The 18,462-nt window shown below is 42.2% G+C and carries 19 protein-coding genes and 1 other RNA gene; 6 read left to right on the plus strand and 14 right to left on the minus strand.

Going from position 1 to position 18,462, the window contains the following annotated elements; all coding sequences use genetic code 11:
- Positions 1–7: 7 nt before the first annotated feature.
- From diaA to Xedl_RS08535, 3 genes are read right to left on the minus strand one after another with little or no spacing between them, the layout of a single operon-like run.
- Entirely contained in the window at positions 8–598 is a 591-nt protein-coding gene (gene diaA, locus Xedl_RS08525; protein WP_074023390.1) for a DnaA initiator-associating protein DiaA, read from the minus strand.
- A 51-nt stretch (positions 599–649) separates the two neighbouring features.
- The gene (locus Xedl_RS08530) at positions 650–1,033 is read right to left on the minus strand and encodes a YraN family protein (protein WP_074023391.1); all 384 of its coding nucleotides are present in this window, start codon (positions 1,031–1,033) and stop codon (positions 650–652) included.
- A complete protein-coding gene (locus Xedl_RS08535) occupies positions 1,030–2,850 on the minus strand; it encodes a penicillin-binding protein activator (protein ID WP_083600297.1) in 1,821 nt (606 codons plus the stop codon). The genes Xedl_RS08530 and Xedl_RS08535 overlap by 4 nt, the downstream gene beginning before the upstream one ends.
- A gap of 63 nt (positions 2,851–2,913) precedes the next feature.
- Here Xedl_RS08535 and rsmI point away from each other — a divergent pair, with 63 nt between their 5' ends.
- The 3 genes from rsmI to Xedl_RS08550 all read left to right on the plus strand — a co-directional run bounded on the left by rsmI (position 2,914) and on the right by Xedl_RS08550 (position 5,239).
- Positions 2,914–3,804 carry a 16S rRNA (cytidine(1402)-2'-O)-methyltransferase gene (gene rsmI / locus Xedl_RS08540; protein ID WP_074023393.1) on the plus strand — a complete coding sequence of 297 codons (891 nt, stop codon included), beginning with the start codon at positions 2,914–2,916 and terminating at the stop codon, positions 3,802–3,804.
- Positions 3,805–3,846: 42 nt separating this feature from the next.
- An RNA gene (rnpB, locus tag Xedl_RS08545) (RNase P RNA component class A) lies at positions 3,847–4,233 on the plus strand.
- Positions 4,234–4,342: 109 nt separating this feature from the next.
- Positions 4,343–5,239, plus strand: coding sequence for a LysR family transcriptional regulator (locus Xedl_RS08550; RefSeq protein WP_074023394.1), 897 nt, complete (start codon positions 4,343–4,345; stop codon positions 5,237–5,239).
- Positions 5,240–5,367: 128 nt separating this feature from the next.
- On the opposite strand, the gene Xedl_RS08555 is transcribed toward Xedl_RS08550, so the two are convergent.
- From Xedl_RS08555 to Xedl_RS08570, 4 genes are all read right to left on the minus strand, one after another.
- Positions 5,368–5,763, minus strand: a complete 396-nt coding sequence (locus Xedl_RS08555) for a DoxX family protein (RefSeq protein ID WP_074023395.1) — start codon at positions 5,761–5,763, stop codon at positions 5,368–5,370.
- A 191-nt stretch (positions 5,764–5,954) separates the two neighbouring features.
- The gene (locus Xedl_RS08560) at positions 5,955–6,248 is read right to left on the minus strand and encodes a YqjK-like family protein (RefSeq protein WP_074023396.1); all 294 of its coding nucleotides are present in this window, start codon (positions 6,246–6,248) and stop codon (positions 5,955–5,957) included.
- The gene (locus Xedl_RS08565) at positions 6,241–6,642 is read right to left on the minus strand and encodes a phage holin family protein (RefSeq protein WP_074023397.1); all 402 of its coding nucleotides are present in this window, start codon (positions 6,640–6,642) and stop codon (positions 6,241–6,243) included. Before Xedl_RS08565 ends, Xedl_RS08560 begins: the two co-directional genes overlap by 8 nt.
- 1 nt (position 6,643) lies before the next feature.
- Positions 6,644–6,949 carry an ElaB/YgaM/YqjD family protein gene (locus Xedl_RS08570; protein WP_074023398.1) on the minus strand — a complete coding sequence of 102 codons (306 nt, stop codon included), beginning with the start codon at positions 6,947–6,949 and terminating at the stop codon, positions 6,644–6,646.
- Positions 6,950–7,110: 161 nt separating this feature from the next.
- Between Xedl_RS08570 and Xedl_RS08575 the strand changes: the two genes are divergently transcribed.
- Positions 7,111–7,860, plus strand: coding sequence for a hypothetical protein (locus Xedl_RS08575; protein ID WP_074023399.1), 750 nt, complete (start codon positions 7,111–7,113; stop codon positions 7,858–7,860).
- A 132-nt stretch (positions 7,861–7,992) separates the two neighbouring features.
- Here the strand turns inward: Xedl_RS08575 and Xedl_RS08580 are convergent, their stop codons facing one another.
- The 3 genes from Xedl_RS08580 to Xedl_RS08590 form a co-directional block, all read right to left on the minus strand.
- Positions 7,993–8,661, minus strand: coding sequence for a DedA family protein (locus Xedl_RS08580; protein WP_074023400.1), 669 nt, complete (start codon positions 8,659–8,661; stop codon positions 7,993–7,995).
- 421 nt (positions 8,662–9,082) lie between these two features.
- On the minus strand, positions 9,083–9,697 hold the full coding sequence (locus Xedl_RS08585; RefSeq protein WP_074023401.1) for a LysE family translocator: 615 nt from the start codon (positions 9,695–9,697) through the stop codon (positions 9,083–9,085).
- 10 nt (positions 9,698–9,707) lie between these two features.
- The gene (locus tag Xedl_RS08590) at positions 9,708–10,472 is read right to left on the minus strand and encodes a 2OG-Fe dioxygenase family protein (RefSeq protein ID WP_158024354.1); all 765 of its coding nucleotides are present in this window, start codon (positions 10,470–10,472) and stop codon (positions 9,708–9,710) included.
- Positions 10,473–11,025: 553 nt separating this feature from the next.
- On the opposite strand from Xedl_RS08590, the gene sstT reads away from it, so the two are divergent.
- Positions 11,026–12,270 carry a serine/threonine transporter SstT gene (gene sstT, locus Xedl_RS08595; protein WP_074023403.1) on the plus strand — a complete coding sequence of 415 codons (1,245 nt, stop codon included), beginning with the start codon at positions 11,026–11,028 and terminating at the stop codon, positions 12,268–12,270.
- Between the two features lie 75 nt (positions 12,271–12,345).
- Here the strand turns inward: sstT and Xedl_RS08600 are convergent, their stop codons facing one another.
- A complete protein-coding gene (locus tag Xedl_RS08600; RefSeq protein ID WP_074023404.1) occupies positions 12,346–14,367 on the minus strand; it encodes an NADPH-dependent 2,4-dienoyl-CoA reductase in 2,022 nt (673 codons plus the stop codon).
- Positions 14,368–14,721: 354 nt separating this feature from the next.
- On the opposite strand from Xedl_RS08600, the gene Xedl_RS08605 reads away from it, so the two are divergent.
- The gene (locus tag Xedl_RS08605) at positions 14,722–15,318 is read left to right on the plus strand and encodes a GNAT family N-acetyltransferase (RefSeq protein ID WP_074023405.1); all 597 of its coding nucleotides are present in this window, start codon (positions 14,722–14,724) and stop codon (positions 15,316–15,318) included.
- Positions 15,319–15,348: 30 nt separating this feature from the next.
- On the opposite strand, the gene Xedl_RS08610 is transcribed toward Xedl_RS08605, so the two are convergent.
- The 3 genes from Xedl_RS08610 to Xedl_RS08620 all read right to left on the minus strand — a co-directional run bounded on the left by Xedl_RS08610 (position 15,349) and on the right by Xedl_RS08620 (position 18,343).
- Positions 15,349–16,287 carry a VirK/YbjX family protein gene (locus tag Xedl_RS08610; protein WP_074023406.1) on the minus strand — a complete coding sequence of 313 codons (939 nt, stop codon included), beginning with the start codon at positions 16,285–16,287 and terminating at the stop codon, positions 15,349–15,351.
- Positions 16,288–16,612: 325 nt separating this feature from the next.
- A complete protein-coding gene (locus tag Xedl_RS08615) occupies positions 16,613–17,047 on the minus strand; it encodes an acetyltransferase (RefSeq protein ID WP_074023407.1) in 435 nt (144 codons plus the stop codon).
- A 126-nt stretch (positions 17,048–17,173) separates the two neighbouring features.
- Entirely contained in the window at positions 17,174–18,343 is a 1,170-nt protein-coding gene (locus Xedl_RS08620; protein ID WP_074023408.1) for an MFS transporter, read from the minus strand.
- Between the last annotated feature and the right edge of the window lie 119 nt (positions 18,344–18,462).

Genomic DNA, 18,462 nt, shown 5'->3' on the forward strand with positions numbered 1-18,462 from the left:
TGGCTCCTTATTCATCCTGATGAGGGAATAACGTGTTGTCGATTAAGTCGCACAGACAGTTGATTGTCAACATATGAACTTCTTGGATCCTGACGCTGTGATGTGAGGGAATACGTATCTCAACATCCTGAGGACCGAGTAACCCCGCCAGTTCACCGCCATCGTAACCCGTCAGTGCAACGATCGTCATATCACGTGTAACAGCAGCTTCCACCGCTTTAATAATATCTCGACTGTTTCCATGTGTAGAAATCGCAAGCAAGACGTCCCCCGCTTGTCCCAGGGCTCTGACTTGTTTAGCGTAGATTTCGTCAGGCTGTTTACTGTTAGCGATAGCGGTGATCACCACATTATCAGTATTCAACGACAGGGCTGGCAGACTTGGTCGATCCGTTTCAAAACGATTGATCATGCTGGCAGTAAAACGTTGTGCCGTTGCGGCAGATCCACCATTACCACAGCAAAGAATTTTGTTGCCGCTTAGCAGTGATTGCACCATCATCATCGCGGCGCGTGATATTGCGTCGGGTAATGCTTCTGCTGCTGCGATCTGAGTTTGAATACTTTCTGTAAAACAGACTTTAATTCTATCCAGCACGTTATGACCTATGTATATTGGAATTATTTACTTAGCGATAAAATTGAGAACCTATTGAAATAGGTTCTCATTCAGGGTGAAGGCATTTTTCAGCCATTCAAATTTCTGTCCTGTTATTGCACAAACATCGAAGCGGCATGATGCCGTTTCCAGACATTCATTGCGTCGGGACAGCCAGACAGCAGCTGTATACAAGAGCTTCCTGCGCTTACTTTGAGTAATTGTAGCAATGGCGCCACCATATTGCGCATTTCGGCGGAAACGAACTTCAACGAATACCCATGTATGCCTGTCACGCATAATCAGATCGATTTCCCCGCCCCGAATTTTTACATTCTCAGCAACAAAAACAAGCCCTTGTTTTTGCAAGAACAGTTTAGACTGATGTTCATAATGGCGTCCCAGTGCGTAGCGATTGCCTGTTGGTTTTTTCATTCTGAAATGGCCACGATCCCTTCCGTGCTATTGGTATTTTCGGTGTTATTGGCATTTTCAAGGATTATGCGCCCATTATTGAATTGCATCCAAGGCAACTGACGCAAGATAGTACAGTTATCCATCACGGATAGTTCCCCCGAAGCACCGCTCAAATGAAAGCCCATTTCTTGCTGCATTTGCGTAAATTGATTGGTCAGTGACCACGCATCAATGCCCATTGCATAGAGACGCATCAGCGAATAATCATTGGTGAATTTTTTGGCTGCTTGCTGTATTAACGGCACATTTATGCCTGTCAGCAATGGAATGTCGCTAAACTGCATGCCATCCATTTCCAGGCGGAAATCAGCGCCTGAACCAGCTTTATTACTGCGTGAGCTGGCATACAGTGCTGGCTTTTTACGGGAGCTGATTGCCATATCGATCATTGGCTTGATCATTGTCAGTTCATTTGCTGTTGCGACAATATAAACGGCATCGATGGGAGCCATTGCTGGGGTTGTGGAAATAACCGGCGTACCCGACAAACGAATGCCAATACCACGATTCATGGATTGCCTCATTTCATCCAGCGTACCAAAAGATTGTTGCAATACCGTCTGACCACCCAGCTTTTGCCACTCTTGTGCAAAGGCTTTTGCAACTCGGCTGCCTAATTCGGTGCGAGGTATCAACACTAAGGGGTTGCGCTTTTGCTGTTGCCAGATATGCATGGCGGCATTTTTCGCCTCATCTTCAGGAGAGAGTGAGAAATAACAGATATTCGGCCGACTTTGTGGCATATCGAGTTCATTGAGCGCCAGAATATTTAGTGGAGTTTCAATTTGAGCTAGTTGTTCCACATTGGGTTTCAGTAAAGGTCCAACCACCAGAGTGACACCATCTTGTTTAGCCTGTTCCAGTAGCTCGGTAAGGGGTTGGCTGTTGGTGTCATAGACTTTTATAGTCTGATCATTGACAGGAGCATCATTAATTGTAGAAGAGGCTGTGGTTGTCGGAGATGTTGTCTCTGGGGATGCTGTATCTGTGATCGCACCTATTTCCGGTTCAGTTGTGGCAGTACCAGTATTCCCTGAGTTTGCAGTGCTGGCATTCTCAGGGTTGGCAGAGGACTCGGCGTTAACAGCACCGTTTGGATCGATGTCGTTTGCTGGCAATAATGATTTTGGCGACGATGATTCTGGCAATGACGGTTTTGGTAATGATGGCTTTGGTAATCCTTTTTGGGCATCAAGGAAGCCTTGGCGAATAGCGTCACCAAATATTTTAGCCGGACCGCTCAAAGGCAGAAATAATCCAATGGTGGCATGGCTGCCGCTGGCTCCCTGTAACATTTGTTGCAGGACAGTAGGTAAACTGTGTGCCGCCGGGTTGTTTGGATAACGGGTTTGCCAATCATGAATAGCGAGGCGCAGTTTATCAAGATCCTGTTTATTGGTCTGATAGGTATTGAGTAAATCAAGCCAGCCCTGCAACGTATATTCATTGGCATTAATCACCAATTCGCTCATTTGCTGTGGGGAGAGTTGCGTCAGTAATTGCCAGGTCTCATCGAGATTTTTCTGGCGGGCAGCTTCATCTGGGGCGTAGGAAGCCAATGCGATATAAGCACGGATCACATCCAACGATGGCTGATTATGTGCTGCGTCAATAATGGCCTGATAGCGGTTAATCTCTGCGCTGATCTTATCCTGAGGCTTAGAAGTTGGTTGCCCTTGCTGTTCGGGCATGGTACACCCTGCAATAATCATAGTTGACAGCAGCGCTGTATAGATTAAACCAGTTTTTAAACGCACAAAAATTGAGGGAAGCATACTGTATCCAGTGATGTTTTTTTCAAAGATGCTCAATTTTAAATCGGTCATTCGGATGAAACAATGAATCAAACCAATCGAGCAGTGGTTACGACATCCACGCTATATGTTGTGCCAACCCCTATTGGAAATCTGGGGGATATTACTCAGCGTGCTCTTGAAGTTCTTAAACATGTCGATCTGATTGCAGCCGAAGATACGCGACACACTGGCTTGTTGCTTCAACATTTTGCCATTAATGCGCGCATGTTCGCACTTCACGATCATAATGAACAGCAAAAAGCAGATCAATTGCTTACGAAACTCGAACAAGGAGCGAGCATCGCCTTGGTATCTGATGCTGGTACGCCGTTGATTAACGATCCGGGCTATCATCTGGTTCGCCGTTGCCGTGAAGCCGGTATCAATGTGGTTCCACTACCTGGCCCTTGTGCGGCAATTACAGCACTGTCTGCTGCTGGCTTGCCTTCAGATCGTTTTTGCTATGAAGGTTTCTTGCCTGCGAAAAGTAAAGGACGTCAGGATACCCTGCGTGAGTTAGCACAAGAGCCGCGTACGCTGATTTTCTACGAATCGACACACCGTCTGTTGGACAGTTTAGAAGATATTGTGAAAGTCTGGGGTGCAGATCGCTATATCGTGTTGGCACGGGAATTAACCAAAACGTGGGAATCGATTCAAGGAATGCCCGCCGGTGAACTTCTGGCATGGGTTAAGGAAGATGAAACTCGTCGCCGCGGAGAAATGGTTCTGATTGTGGAAGGGTATCATAAGCCTGCCGAAGATAGCTTGCCACAGGAAGCCTTACGGACATTGGCACTGCTGCAAAAAGAGCTGCCATTGAAAAAGGCGGCAGCCTTGGCGGCAGAGATCCACGGTGTGAAGAAAAATGCCTTGTATCGTTATGCACTTGATCAAAACACGACGTCGGGACAAATCGAAGAAGACGCGTGAAAACCCTATACATTGGATAGTAAACCTCTTATAATCCGCGCCGGAGTTGACCAGACAGTCGCTGCTTTACTGCTCTTTCGGGAGAAGTAAAGGGGAGGAAAGTCCGGGCTCCATAGGGCAGGGTGCCAGATAACGTCTGGGAGGTGAAAGCCTACGACTAGTGCAACAGAGAGCAAACCGCCGATGGCCTGGCTTTGTTTGTAAAAGCAATTTTGGGATCAGGTAAGGGTGAAAGGGTGCGGTAAGAGCGCACCGCGCGGCTGGCAACAGTTCGTGGCACGGTAAACTCCACCCGGAGCAAGACCAAATAGGGGTTCATAGGGTACGGCCCGTACCGAACCCGGGTAGGTTGCTTGAGCCAGTGCGCAAGTGCTGGCCTAGATGAATGGCTGTCCAAGACAGAACCCGGCTTATCGGTCAACTTCACAGATTCGGCCCTATAGAGCAGATGCTTTATAGGGCTTTTTCTTTATCTGGACGTTGAAATGTTAGCCAGTTAATCTGGTGGCTATATTCAAAATTCCTGATTGAGAAAAATATGGGCAAAGAGCGCGCGCTTACCTTGGAATCCCTGCGGGTAATGGATGCGATAGATCGACGGGGAAGTTTTGCTGCGGCAGCAGATGAGTTGGGTCGGGTTCCTTCTGCGCTGAGTTATACCATGCAGAAATTGGAAGAGGAATTGGACGTTGTACTGTTTGATCGCTCTGGTCATCGCACAAAATTTACTAATGTTGGCCGGATGCTATTGGAGCGAGGGCGGTTACTGCTTGAAGCTGCGGATAAATTGACCGCAGATGCAGAAGCACTCGCCCGTGGTTGGGAAACACACCTGACTATTGTGTGTGAAGCGCTGTTCCCAATGACATCGCTGTTTCCCCTCGTGGATAAATTGGCGGCGAAATCGAATACACAACTCTCGTTAATGACGGAAGTATTGGCAGGTGCCTGGGAGCGTCTGGAAACAGGATATGCTGATATTGTGATTGCACCTGATCTTCATTTCAGGCCGTCAGCAGAAGTGAATTCACGGACCCTTTATTCGATTAACAATGTCTATGTTGCCAGTGCAGATCACCCTATTCATCACGAACCCGAACCCTTGTCTGATGCTACATGGGTGAAATATCGTGGAATAGCTGTTGCTGATACGGCAAGGGAACGTCCGGTGTTGACGGTTAAGTTATTGGATAAACAACCGCGCCTGACGGTGAGTTCACTGGAAAATAAACGTCAGGCGCTTTTGGCAGGACTGGGAGTGGCAACTATGCCATACCCTATGGTGGAACAAGATATTGCCGAAGGTCGTTTGCGGGTGATTGGTTCGGAATACAGCCATGAAACCAACATTATCATGGCATGGCGGCGTGATAGTATGGGAGAAGCGAAGTCTTGGTGCTTGCGTGAAATCCCTAAATTATTTGCTAAACAATGACATGCGTGAAAAACAATTAAGGTGCATGCTGCCAAGATAATAAAGCGAATGTAGCGAATATTAAAAGCCCCTTGCTGCAAATACACAGCCAGGGGCGATAAAAAGGGCAATGATCTGTTTTTCTTCGATTACCAACTTTTCTTCATTACATGGTCAATACTGAATCTTCCTGGTCCCATCATCGCCAGTAACAGGTAGCCTGCGCTGATGGAGAAGTTTTTCAGAAACATGGTCATGTTCAGGTCATTTGAAAAATCGCTATGGAACAGGATCGCGGTCAGGATACAAAAAATAAATGTAAACACAGCCGTGGTGCGGGTCAATAAGCCAAACATCACAGCAAGTCCGCCCCCTAGTTCAAGCAAGATAGTCAGTGGTAAGAGAATACCCGGCACTTTCATGGCTTCCATAAATTCCTGCGTTCCAGCATAGGCATTACCTAATTTTCCATATCCTGCGATAATGAAAAGAACGGATATTAAAATACGGGCAACTAATAGGCTACTATCTTCAAATTTTTTCATTATTATCTCCCAAAATACCGCCGGTCGCGATAAATAAGTCTCTGCTTAGATTTCAGTGTCCAAAAAGTGGACTGAATAGCACAATTTGTTAATCATTATCTGATGGGAAGTATTCTAAAGAGGGAGGTTATTGGTTGATAGTAAGGAATATTAACTATTTCATGCAGTTTTTTTGAAGAAGTTCGTTGATGTTAATGTTTGTATAGGGTGTTTCGTACGATTTTAATGATCCCTAATATGTTGATTATATGACGTGACCAGCGATAAAACTGCCTGGGATGGCGGAGTCCATAAAGAAGGGCAAGGCCAGAACCGATGGCAACATAGGGCTTAAAAGCAACAAGAGTTTGCCAAAACTTATCATACGGTTGTATCACTTCAAGCCAGTTCCGGCTATATGCAGCAATTAACTGTCGCTGTTGCTGGATCTCTTTTAATAGCTGCTGCTTTCGCAACTTCCGCTGGTGATAGCCCGATTTATTCATGAGAATCATCCTCCAGCATTTTGCGGTCAACATGCAATTGCGTTCGAGTTGCGTTAAGAAAGGTCAGTTTTCGAGCCTTTTTTATCGTCCATATTGCACTAACTACGGCGAGGAGCAGTAACATTCCGGCCGTGATAGCGATTGCCGTTATTCGGTAGGCTGGATCAGTGGCCCAGAATATCAGCAGCAATAGGCACATCAGACCAAAGCCCGCGAATAATAATGTCAATCCTACCAGCAGTAGCAATTGTATCAGTGTTGCGGTTCCCTCTTCCAACTCAACGGCAATGAGTTGGATACGAGTTTCAACTATATGAACAGCAATTGCTGCTACTCGCCGTACAGCATCAAATAGCCCTTTTCCAGGGCCTTTCGAGTGAGAGGATTGGGTCATATTAGCGCCTTGAAAGCAGAACGCCCAATACAACCCCAATTGCAGCACCTATACCGACACCAGCCCACGGATTTTCGCGAACATAACTATCCGCATGACCTGCAATTTCTTTAGTTTGACCTACCAGCTTCTCACTCGCTTCACTGAGCGTCATACGCGCATTTTTCAGCGTTCTTTCTGCCTTGCTGCGTAGTTTTTCCAGCTCTGCTTTTGAGTTTTCACTGGAGCTATTGAGGACTTCTTCTAGCGTATCTGCAAGAGATTGTAATTCAGCACGTAGATCTTCAGAGCTTTTCTTTTGTGGCATTTCCTGTCTCCTTAAATATACGATGGATGAATTTCAACCATAGACGCTTTTATCAGGAGATGAAAGTATGAATAGATGAAAAATTGTCACGGATTTACATTAAGTGATAATGTTTTTTGGCTGAATGACAGTGAACCAGACGAGTTTGCAGGAGGAAACATATGTTCCAGGTTACCGAATTTGAAAAAGTTTTAAGAACTGATAACCCCCACTATGAGCGTATCCGACATAGTGAGTTACATGATGTCGTCAATCTGGTCAGTAGGGGGAATACTTTCCGGGTGGAACAGTTGGTATCAGTGATGAGTAAAGTATCACCCGAACGGTGGAAGAAGTACTCAAAAACGAGGAGCTATTTGATCAGAGAATGCCCTAGGTTGCTTGAACTATTAGCTCCCAAGATAATCGGATTCCATACACTCAACATGAGAAAAGGTGCCGGTGGCCACATTACTCACGATTTGATCTGGACGAGCAGTACTGGTGTATTGGAGGACCTAAGACATAAAAACGTTCGTGTGCGCGAAAAGGTTTACTGGCAAGCCCCTGACGATAGTGTACAACCCTATGTGATCGAGGATTACCGTAGGCAGGGAAAGCACTATGGTGTGGGTAATGCTGTCGAGACGCAAGGTTGGGTTGGTCGAAGCAGCGATAGCCATGATGCAGTCAGGCTATTTTCTCCTGATGTGCTGAAACTTAGAGATTCCGACGAAGTAGCGTTCGTGATGAACCAGACCTACCAGCAAACCAACGGTGCCAGCCAAAACTGGACCGATATTCCTCTCTGCTCCTATCGGATTCTGCGAAGAGCAAAATGTATAGGTGAAAAAATTCAGTTTACCATCAAAAAGGAGAACATAATACTCCCGAACGATAGACTAAGTAATATGGTTGAGATATCCAAGTAAGCGTTCTGCAGTACAGTAGGACTGTCGCTGTGAGACAAAGATGAATAGATAAAGTTAGATGAACCAAAAGATCAATTCCCTGTGGTATATTTCGCGACCATACCACAGGGAAACTAAAGGGAAAATAAAACGTTATGATAGAGGTTTATTAGCGCGCTTTTTGCGCCAAATAACAGTCAGGCTGCCAATTAACCCGATGAGCAATAGACACACAGGTAACAAAATCAAAAAACTCATCAGATATTCTTCATACTGGCGGAACAGAGGACTTTTACCAAGGGCATAACCTAATGTTGTTAGAATAACCACCCATATGAACCCGCTAAGCCAATTGAATATTTGAAAACGTCCATTTTTTAGCCCAGCAAGTCCTGCCAGTGTTGGCAACAATGTCCTGATAAAAGCGAGAAAACGACCTATCAGTAAGGCAGATAAGCCATGACGATGGAATAAGTTATGTGCGCGTTGATGATAATGTGCAGGAAGATGTGATAGCCAGCCCTGAACTAATTTTGTATTGCCAAGCCATTTTCCCTGAAGATATCCGATCCAACAGCCGAGGCTGGCTCCGGTGGTGAGAATGACTAATGTTACAGGGAAACTCATGGTTTCTTTTGCAATTAAGACACCGACTAATATCAACAGGCTATCGCCTGGTAAAAAGGCCGCAGGTAATATCCCGTTTTCCAGAAACAGGATGGTAAATAGCAGTATGTAGATTACCCATACCAACGACGGATTAGCCAGTGTTTCGTAATCTTGGTGCCAGAGTGCATAAATAAGGTCTGTTACAATTTCCATCAAATGTTCCTAAAACACGGATTAAGGATTAAATCTTACTTTTATGGTGCATTTATGGTTAATTTCTATTAAATACTTTGTAAGCAAAAGTTATTAATATCAGTTGTCATAAAATGATCTCGAAATCCCTTCAAGATGGCATAAAGATAGACTGGCACACTTTAACAAAATCAGCCGTATCGAGACAGAAGATTTTGGTAATGGATAGGGCTTTTAGTTGTGAATAAATGGGTTTTAGTCCAATACTATTAGATTTGGAGTCACAGGACATAGAAATGAGATGCCAGTCACAAAGATGACTATGTGACTGGGTTGGCAATTGAACAGCTAAAGTTTCAAATTGGAAGAAAGGTATAGGAGACTGTGAATGTTTTCATATCACATACTTCATGTATAGAAATTGTTATGAGAAATGATTTTGTTATATTAACTGTGAAATCATCAGCCACAAACCAATTATGGCAAGTGCTATACCTATAACCATATTTATCGCTTTTTGTTTATTTAATAACTTTTCTCTTAATCTGTTGCTGGATAGAAAATAAGCAACAAAACTAAACCATATTAAATGAGAAAAAGACATAAATATCCCATACAAAATTTGGATGTATAATGGCGTTGAAGAACTTACAATTTGCGTGTAAACACTAAGTACGAATAAGGTTGTTTTTGGATTTAAGGCATTAGTAAAAAAACCATTCTTGAAAGAATCAAAATTTCCTATAATTTCTGATTTTTCACTATTATCAAAAGCAGTATTCTTACTTATGAAAGTATTATAACCTATGTATATTAGATATAATGCACCTACGATTCTTATTATAGAGAAAAGACTGGGTGTTTGGCTTATTAATACTCCGATGCCAATAAGAGTATAAAAAACATGAACTAAGACTCCAGTAGATATTCCTAATGATGAGTAAATCCCAGATTTACGACCATAAATAAGACTATTTCTTGTTATCATGGCAAAATCAGCTCCAGGACTAATAACCGCTAAAATAGTTACTGTCGCAATAGCAAATAATTCAATCATTTTATTACTCTTATTTTTTTCTGAAAGTTATTACAAGCATATCTCTTACTGCTTTTTTTTCTTTATCTTTTCTGGAGATAGAACTAACTCCATGAAATAGTTCTTTATCATTGAGCATTACCAGTTCAAAAGCATTTTTCATGGTGAAAGATATTAACTTATTTTTATTCTTGTCATAAATAGTACTTTCGCCTCCAATACAATTTATTCTGTTTATGCATAGCATGAAAACATAATCTACACCATCTCTATGTATCCCCTCTGGTGTTGGTTTTCCGATTTGACTATCTGTTACTTCAATTCTAAATTGATGAGTTTCTATATGCCAATTACCTTTTGGTGATAGTTCTGTAAATAAATCATGTGATAAATGAAAAATACCTTGCATGATTTCACTTTTTATTATTTCGTCTTTTATTGGTTCATAATGCCTTTCTATATCTCCATTTAGATTGTTATAGTGTTTTGTTTGAAAGTGAGATTGATGAGGTTCGAGTGTTATTTCTTTTGAGTTAACATAGGAACTTAATGTTGAATATCTTCTTCTCCTATATTGACCGCCGTCACCCATATACTTATCAAGTTCTAACTTATTCCAGCTGTTTACAAATTTATCAATATCAAATGATCGATTCTTTATGTATTTGTTTATTAGTTTCATAGAGTGATCAGCTTTTAGATATACAAAGTTATTATCTTTCATTTCTTTAATAATGTTTGTTTTAATCTCATTGGTTGTTATATTTTGATGATTGTTAGTTACATTAATAAACATGTTGATCCTCATTTTTTATTTTGTAGAGATCGTTTTTATATATGAGTTTTTCCCTTATTGCAAGGCTGGTGTTTATACGCATTAAACTTCAAGCTGCAATTTACAACACGATATGAAACCTGATTTCTCCCCGCTTTGCGGGGAGATATTACATGCATATTGAAGTGAGATTGGTATATATTTTCCTATTCTGACAATAACTATTGTTATTATATCAAATCATCAAAATTTCAGTTGTTTTAGTGATGTAGAGGAATAACTATTTATTCATTTACAATGTGAACATTTTTAACTGATTATTTTTGATGGTTAAATGGTTTTAAATTGTTATTAAGTTGTGGAAAGTGATTTGCCTTAAAAAGTTAATGCATGTGCTAATTTATTTGAAATGGCAAAGGTTGTCGTTTTGATCACATAAGTGTGAGTATTTTGTTACTAAGTGTTGATATTTTTGTTTGTTGGATTGATTATGGCTTTTCAAATTTTCTTGTCTTGAAAAAGTAAATATAAATACAGGCAGATTCATTAAGTATAAATATCAATTGGAAAGACTATGGAAAAAAAACAAAAAGGCTTTGCACACTATGTTATACGAGGAAGCCTCGTTACACAAATATCTATCGGTTTAATTGCTGGAATATTACTGGCATGGTTGGCTCCTTCTGTGGCTAAATCAGTCGAATTACTAGGGACACTTTTTGTAGGAGCATTAAAAGCGGCAGCACCTGTTCTGGTATGGGTATTGGTTATGTCCGCGATTGCAAATTATAAAGCAGGCCAAAAAAGTAGCATTCGTCCCATACTGTTCCTATATCTTTTAGGAACTTTCTTGGCAGCGATTGTAGCTGTAATTGGTAGTATGCTGTTTCCATCGACGTTGACGTTAGTGACCAATGATATTCAGATATTACCACCAGAAAATATTATTGAAGTTCTGAAAGGGATATTGCTCAATATAGTAGCTAACCCCATTGATGCACTTATCAATGCCAACTATATCAGTATATTAGCATGGTCAACAGGAATAGGTATCGCTTTACGTCATGGAAAAGAATCAACTAAATTTATAGTCCATGATCTAGCAGAAGCAGTAATGCAAGTTTTGCGTGTGATTATTCGTTTTGCACCTATTGGTATTTTTGGATTGGTATCTTCAACGATTGCAACAACAGGGTTTAATGTTTTATTAGATTATGTGCAATTATTGTCTGTATTGTTAGGGTGTATGGTTTTTATTGCCTTAATAATTAATCCATTAATTGTTTTTTGGAAAATTCGTCGTAATCCTTACCCGTTAGTTTTTGCTTGCTTGCGTGAAAGTGGAATAACCGCATTCTTCACTCGTAGTTCTGCGGCAAATATTCCAGTTAATATAGCAATGTGTCGTCGCATGAATTTAAATGAAGATACTTATTCTATTTCTATTCCTTTGGGGGCGATCATCAATATGGGAGGAGCCGCAGTGACGATAACCGTATTGACATTAGCCGCCGTGAATACGTTGAATATTCATGTTGATCTGCCAACCGCCATTTTGTTGAGCGTAGTTTCTGCTGTTGCTGCATGTGGTACTTCAGGGGTTGTTGGGGGGTCTTTATTATTGATTCCGCTAGGATGTAGTATGTTTGGTATTTCCAATGAAATAGCCATGCAGGTTGTTGCAGTGGGTATGATCATCGGTGTAGTGCAAGATTCTGTTGAAACTGCGCTGAATTCTTCTACCGATGTGCTGTTTACCGCAGCCGCTTGTCAGGCCGAAGAGTCTCGCTCAGCGGCTGATCAACTGGCGCAGCGTTAATGGCGAATAGCGGGAATAAGAACGGTGATAATGGGTTTAGCATAAATTATCACCGTTCTTGCTTTGAGATTTGATCTACGCTTTAAGCGCCAATTGAGCTCCTTGAGCGATTGCCCTGCGTGCATCTAACTCAGCGGCAATATCGGCACCACCAATGAGATGTACACTTTTTCCCATTGTTTGTAACGGTTGGTAGAGTGCTTTCAGTGGCTCTTGTCCTGCGCAAATAATCACATTATCGACTTCCAGGCATTGTTGTTCATCGCCACGACGAATATGCAGCCCCTGATCATCAATTTTCAAATATTGAACGCTGTTTAACAAAGTGACCCCTCGCATTAACAGGCTGGTTTTATGTACCCAACCTGTGGTTTTTCCTAAGCCATCCCCGACCTTGGAATCCTTGCGTTGCAGCAGATAGATTTTACGCGGGGAACGCTCTACCTGGGCACCTTCGGGACGTAATCCCCCCCTATGCATAATTGTCCGATCAATGCCCCACTCATGGCTAAAAGCATGGCTACTCAGGCTGGTGCTTTGCCCGTTTTGACTGAGATATTCCGCGGTGTCAAAACCAATGCCTCCGGCACCGATAATGGCGACACGTTTTCCGACTTGCCGTTTATGTTTCAATACATCAAGGTAAGTCAGTACCTTTTTATGTTCAATACCATCAATATTGGGGATGCGAGGCATAATCCCTGTTGCGATGACCACTTCATCAAATGATAAAAGTTGGTCGATAGTTGCAGTATGGTTAAGGCATACTTTGACACCATTTAATGCTAATTGGCGTTCAAAATAGCGTAAGGTTTCATGGAATTCTTCTTTTCCAGGGATCTGTTTGGCGATATTAAACTGTCCGCCGATTTGGTTGTCTCGTTCAAATAGCGTGACATGGTGTCCTCGGCTGGCTGCTGTGACAGCAAAGGATAATCCCGCCGGTCCGGCACCGATGACAGCGATAGTTTTGGGGGCTTTTACCGGAGTGGCAATGAATTCAGTTTCATGGCAGGCGCGTGGATTAACCAGACAAGACGTCAGTTTGCCGACAAAGATCCTATCCAAACAGGCTTGGTTGCAGCCTATGCAAGTGTTGATTTCATCAGCGCGGTTTTGTTCAGCTTTCAATACAAATTCGGCATCAGCGAGAAACGGACGCGCCATAGAAATCATATCGGCGCAGCCTTCACTGAGAATTTGTTCGGCAACCTGGGGATTATTGATGCGGTTGGTCGTAATTAGAGGGATGCTGACTTTCCCCATTAATTTTTGTGTAACCCAGCTAAATCCGGCTCTGGGCACCATTGTGGCAATTGTTGGGATACGGGCTTCATGCCAACCGATGCCGGTATTGATAATGGATGCCCCTGCTTTTTCAATCTCCCGTGCCAGTTGTTCAATCTCTTGCCAATTAGATCCATCTTCCACTAAATCCAGCATGGAAAGGCGGTAGATGATGATAAAACGTTCCCCCGTGATAGCGCGGACAGCTTTGACAATTTCTATCGCAAAACGCATGCGATTTTCGAAGGTTCCCCCCCATTTATCCTGTCGATGATTGGTGCGTGTGACCAGAAACTGATTGATGAGATAACCTTCTGAACCCATGATTTCCACGCCATCATAGCCTGCTCGTTGTGCCAGTTGGGCACAGTGGGCAAAATCCTTTATTGTCTGCTGGATGTCATGCTCAGACATTTCTTTAGGCATAAAGGGGTTAATAGGCGCTTGAATGGCCGAAGGCGCAACGGAATGTTTCTGGTAGCTATAGCGTCCGGCATGCAGGATTTGCAAAGCAATCTTTCCCCCAGCCTGATGTACCGCCTTTGTAATAAGCTTGTGGTGGGGCAGGTGGTCTTCACTATTCAGGACACTTGCTCCTGCGGCAACAACGCCCTGCGGGTTTGGTGCGATACCGCCGGTCACAATCAGTGCGACTCCTCCCGCAGCCCGTTCTGCATAAAATTGCGCCAGACGTTGGGCACCATCGGGATGCTCTTCAAGCCCAGTGTGCATTGAACCCATCAATACACGGTTTTTTAGTGTGGTAAAGCCCAAATCCAGCGGTGCAAGCAGGTGAGGGTAATTGCTCATTGCATTCTCCATCAAATATTTGGTAGCTCAAAAAATATTATTGTTTTCTGTATGGGGCTAAACAGCCAAGTGGTCGGATGAGATTATGATCAAATTTAGACAGTTCCGGCGTTATTGGAACCACTTTGTTAATTGATTGTGACAAATATCATGAAATAGAGCTTCAATGGCACCTTAATGAAAATCTATTGAGGCGAGAAATGCCTCTTATTTATGATTGTCGCATGTTTTTAACTGTGCATACTGTGAATATATTCTTCCGTAATGATCGATAAGAATGGTGGAATTAAGTCTTGGTAGAAATAAGTGTGATAGAAATAAGTGTGATAGAAATAAATGTGGGGGAATGTCATTATGGGAAAAATAACCGATTGGGTTACGTTAACCGGAAAAAGTGTGACTTTAGTACCTTTGTCACATGCTAGACATGATGAATTTGTTCGTTCTATTGAGGATGGACAGCTACATAAACTGTGGTATGCCAGTGTGCCTGATCCCGTCAATGTTCATGCGGAAATTGAACGTCGTTTAACCCTGCACGCCAAGGGCAGTATGTTGCCTTTTGCTGTTATCAATAATGCAACGGGGATGGCAGTTGGTATGACAACTTATATGAATATCGATGCGAATATTCCCCGCTTGGAAATTGGCTCTACATGGTATGCGCATTCTGTCCAACGTACTGCGATTAATACGGAAGCAAAGTTTTTACTGTTGCAGCATGCATTTGAGGAACTGGAATGTGTTGCAGTGGAACTCCGTACCCATTTTTTAAATCATCAAAGCCGCAAGGCGATAGAACGATTGGGAGCAAAACTGGATGGTATTTTGCGTCATCACTTACGTGCCAAAGATGGTTCGATAAGGGATACTTGCGTTTATAGCATTCTGTTCAATGAATGGCCCGCCATTAAAACGCATCTTACCTGGTTAATGACGAAGCCACGTTGAGTGTCGATTTGTCTTTTTTTCTGGTAGAAATCAGGCGGTCTCCAGGGATGCCTTGATATTGTTTTCCAGATCATCCAGTAATTGATAGCGACGACGATATTCGGCGCGTTTTTTACTGGGGATCTCATCCAAAGATTTTCTTTCTATGAATGATGGCAGATGGAATTCATTGTTTTCCTTTCTGATGCCACTTAGCGATTCCCAGAAAGAATTGTAATCGGCCACCATCTGATTTTTCTTTTTATGCCAATAACGGATGCTACGGTAGATATGAGTCTCGTTACTGGCTGCCAAGATCTGCTCACAATTCATATGATCGGCAAAACGACAAATAGCCTCAATCAACAGGCGCTTAGGGAATAGTCCATAACACTCTTTAGTCGCATGGCGGATAATCTCCAGAGAATTATCCCCTTTAGTCGGCCCTTGTAGTGCACCAATAAAGAGTGTCTGTTTGCGATCAATCGTTAATAAAGTGAAGGCGCATTTGGCCAGAGTGACATTCTCTGCGGTAGTTATATAGAGAGAGAGTTCACCTTCTTTATTCAGGTTATCCAGTGCATCAATATATATCAGAAATGTTTCATTTTTTCCTTGAATGGTTGCCAGTAAATAATCATGAACATCAAAAATCCGGCTAATAACAGTAGATTTTAACTGTTTGAATAATATTTGATAATGATCATTCAGGGCGCCGACAATCTGGTCGCGCTTAAAATTAATGCTTAAGTATGGGCGATGTAATTTACAAGGCCAACTGGGTTGTTTTTTCAGAATATCCAAATAATGTGGCGTTCTGGTGATACCATTCAAAAGCTTTAATGTAGAAACAGGAGTCAGAAGACTGCGTAGGGCAAATTTAGCGCGATAGCTGGAGGAATGCCAATATACCCCTGGCATAGTACGTTTTCCGATAAGATCAGCAAACAGTTTCATTCCTGAAGGCGAAGGTTGTTGTAATTTACTCATTAATATTCAAACTCAACAAAAATAAAAAATATTTATACCCACTGGATTTCAAGTTGTAGCACGGTGGCAAGGGAAAAAGTTCCCCAAGAATATAGCGAACTCTGTGTTTAAAACTACGTGACTAAGGGGAATGAACGTAGCTGACAAAGCTGTAACTTGAAAGGTGATGGGGATAGACAGGCTTCATTATATCATTGATTTATCAAAATCTACTCCAATGTTTACAAAATACGCCATTACTTTAAATTTATTTATTTTTTATAGTAAATAGTATTATTTATGTATTTATCTTATTTATATATATTTTTTTAACATCTTGAGGCTTTCAAACCAGTTTCATATGTAATAGAGGAAATGGATTTCCTTGTCCATCAAGCTCTGAGCGGGAAAATACCTGAAATCCCATATATTGGTAGAAGCCGACGCCTTGTGTATTTTGTTCGTTTACATCCAACTCTTTGATCTGTAACTTATTAATAGCAAATTGCAATAACATCTTACCGATCCCTGTTCCCCGCGCTTGTGGCGCAATAAACAACATTTCTACACGATGTTGATCGGTACTAATAAATCCTACGATATTATTTTGTTCATCTACCGCCTTATAAACAGTGAGATTGGGCAAATAATCGTTAAGGATTTGTGGGCGTAAAACCTCAATCATAGCTTTGGGCAAGAAATCATGCGTAGCAAGTACAGAGGCTTCCCAAATCTGAATTAGTGTCAAAAAATCAGCGTTGGTGGCTTGTTGTATTTTCATTTCATATCTCTAATTTTTTCTGTTAAGAACATGCAACTGGCTAACATAATTTATAGCTTCTATTTTTGGTGGGAATATGTCTGGTATTGTCAATAACCAGTATGGAAGAATCTAGCTTATTTTTCATTAGCTTGCTAATACACGGTCTTTGCGGCACAAACTCGCCAGCAACATATAAATCGCAGTAGCCAATAACACGATGAAAAAGAAACTCATCAGCCCATTGTGCTGAACTTTAAAGTAGTGCTGTAACATAAAATGGCCTGCGCTCAGTGGTCCAAGGGCAGAACCGATACTGTAACTTAACAGCATGGCTTGGCTTGCCGCTACAATATAGGATGCATCCAGCTTGTCACAGGCAAGGGTGATTGCAATGGGATACAGTGCAAAAGACGACATTCCCAAAAGAGCCAATGCCACTATCATGACAATGTAATGTTCAAAGAGATAAGTCAGCCCTACAGCGAATACACCCAATAATGAAACCATTGCCAATAGGAAAGTTTTGCTCATGATGACGGACAGCTTGCTGATAATCGGTTGTATGACCATTCCGCCCAGAATAATGGCTGCCATCAATACACCGACTTGATCAGTACTGAAATGACTTTGACTTAGTGATAAAGGCATCAAACCATAGATAGTGCCCATAACGATACCGGATGTCATGCAGCCAACAATCGCGGGTTTACTGAATTCAGTGATTTTTCTCAGCGAGATACTTTGGTGGTGGAGAGCAGGAGGCTGACCATGACGAACGAATAATGGGGGCAAAATCGCGACAAACAGCAGTGCCGAAATCACCATAAAGGGGAGTATCCCCTGCGTGCCGATAGGCCCAATCAATAATTGCCCTACAGTTGTCCCCCCGTAAAGGGAAGTCATATAAAAGCTTAGGCGTTTAGCGCGTTCTTTGGGGTTATCGCCGATCAATAGCCAGGATTCGACCACAACAAAGATACCAGCAACGGCCACACCGGCAATGCACCGCACAAGTAACCAAATTTCTTTATTTGGAAAAAAAGGTAATACGATGACAGTTGCCGATAAAAGCAACAAAAAAACAATAAATGAAAATCGGTGACCTATCCTGGCGATAACAGGCTCAATCATTATTGACCCGATTAATAAACCGGTATAATAAGCACTGGCTAACCAACTGGCATAAGCCGTATCAATACTGAAATTTGCCATTGACAGCGGAAGTAAGCTCATTAGGTAACCAGAAGCAATTGCAAAAACAGTCAATCCGGTGACAGGTACAAATGCACTGTCATTCTTGCGCAGCAGTTTCACTACTGTCGTCTCCACATAAAAAATCAGCCAGAAATGCGCTGCTTCTCATCAAATTTTTGCCGAATGGCGGTCACGATATATGCCAAGGACTGGAATATATCTTGGTGATTTAAGCAGTA

It is taken from the genome of Xenorhabdus eapokensis (genome assembly GCF_001908105.1).